The sequence below is a fragment of the Devosia epidermidihirudinis genome (genome assembly GCF_000971295.1).
GTDB classification, from domain to species: domain Bacteria; phylum Pseudomonadota; class Alphaproteobacteria; order Rhizobiales; family Devosiaceae; genus Devosia; species Devosia epidermidihirudinis.
The window spans coordinates 1-531 of sequence record NZ_LANJ01000035.1; the positions used below are offsets into that span (position 1 = coordinate 1).

The window sequence follows — 531 nt, forward strand, 5'->3', positions numbered from 1 at the left end:
CTCTTTCTCTATCCTCATCACCCTTCTCACCTCTCTTCCTTCTCTTTTTTTTTCTCTTCCTCTCTTCCTCTCTTTCCTTCCCCCCCTCTTCCTGCTCTCCTTCCTCTTCATTCTATCCTAGTTCTCTCCTTCCCTCCTCTACGTCACCAACGACCTCCACCCACGTCTTCTCCCCCCTCTGCTCCCTCTTCTCGTCCCCCTGTCCTTCAACCTCTCCCACTTCCTCCTCCTCCGTTCCGTTTCCCTCCCTCCTCCTCTCCTCCTTCTCTCCTTCCTTCCCCTTCTCTCCTCCCCTCTCTCCTCTTGCTCCCTCCCTTTCTCCTTTCTTTCTTCCTCTTCCTTGCCTTCGTTTCTGTTCCTTCCCTTCTTCCTGCTTCCCCTCTCTCTTCTCTTTCTTTCTTTCTCCCTTTCCCTTTCCTTCCTTCTTTCCCTTCTCTCTCTCTTTCTTTTCCTTTTTTTCTTCTCCTCCTCTCTTTCCCTTCTTACCTCTCCTTTTCTTTCTCTCTCCTTCCTTCCCCTTCCTCTTCTCTT

1 protein-coding gene is annotated in these 531 nt (G+C 50.7%); it reads right to left on the reverse strand.

From position 1 onward, the window contains the following. Positions 1 to 112: 112 nt before the first annotated feature. Positions 113 to 531 (reverse strand): hypothetical protein (locus tag WH87_RS20520; RefSeq protein ID WP_046173269.1); only part of this gene is annotated, 419 nt, incomplete at its 5' end.